This is a genomic window from Emticicia sp. (genome assembly GCF_049241225.1).
Taxonomy (GTDB): domain Bacteria; phylum Bacteroidota; class Bacteroidia; order Cytophagales; family Spirosomataceae; genus Emticicia.
Genome location: NZ_JBMLRC010000289.1, coordinates 1 through 1,242 on the forward strand (window position 1 = coordinate 1; position 1,242 = coordinate 1,242).

Here is a 1,242-nt window from a genome sequence, read left to right on the forward strand (position 1 = left end):
AAAACACCTTGTTCAATCCGAAAAAGAATGAGTAATTTTGCAGAAAAATACTATACAATCTGAATGAAACTCAACAAACAAAATAAGGGTATCATTCTGAGTCTACTTTGTCTGCTATCGCTTTCGACAATAGCTCAGATTGCTAAACCTACAACAGTTCCTCAAACCCCAACTCCTCCAGCATCAAAACCAACCGTTTATGCAATCATCGAGCAAGTGCGTAAAAAACACGCTCCCGATAAACGAGTCGCATTTTTTCATGCCGAGCTTGACTCTAACCGAATTGTGGGTAAAACCAATTTGCCCGCAGCTAAGAAAGATTTGCTAAATCGCTTAAAATCAAATGGTTATAGTTTGCTTGATGCCGTAAAATTATTGCCTGATAATAACCTGCTCGAAAATCGTAATTGTGGTATTGCCAATATTTCGGTGTTGAATTTACGCAGTCAACCCAAAGAATCGGCCGAATTGGCTTCGCAAGCACTGCTCGGAACGCCTTTAAAAGTGCTTGATAGAGAACGAAATTGGTACATGATTCAAACTCCAGATAATTACATTGGGTGGACAGATGGCTCGACTTTCGCTCGTATTACTCAATATCAATTCGACCGCTACCAAGCCAATAAATTTTTGATGTTTGCTAAGCCTTATGGTTTTTCGTATGCCAAAGCCGACGAAAATTCTCAGACCATTTCTGACCTTACTTGGGGCAATGTTTTGGCCGTAAAAGATACACTACAAGATTTTTATGAAGTAATTTATCCCGACGGTCGCAGTGCTTTTATCTTGAAAAAAGAAGCCATCGGACATCAAGAATGGAAACAGTCAGTTACGGCTTCCGAACAAAACTTAGTCAATGCGGCTTTCAGAATGCAAGGTTTGCCTTATTTATGGGGTGGAACTTCGTGGAAAGGTGTAGATTGTAGCGGTTTTACTCGCATGATTTACCAATCAAACGGAATTCTATTACCCCGTGATGCTTCACAACAAGTTTGGGCGGGCGTAGAAGTGCCATTTGATAGCCTGCAAGTAGGAGATTTATTATTTTTTGGCGAAAAAGCTACGCCCGAAAAAGCAGAGCGAGTCGTACACGTAGGTATGTGGTTGGGCAATAAAGAGTTTATTCATTCATCGGGTATGGTGAAAATCAGTAGTTTTGATGAGCGTTCGCCACGCTACGACGCCCACAATGCAGGCCGATATTTACGAGCCAGACGCATCTTAGGCACCGATAAAGGCATA

General features: G+C 41.4%; 1 protein-coding gene. It reads left to right on the top strand.

The features are described from left to right. Window positions 1-63 precede the first annotated feature (63 nt). A partial coding sequence (locus ACOVO2_RS15440; protein ID WP_421770838.1) for an NlpC/P60 family protein occupies window positions 64-1,242 on the top strand: 1,179 nt, incomplete at its 3' end.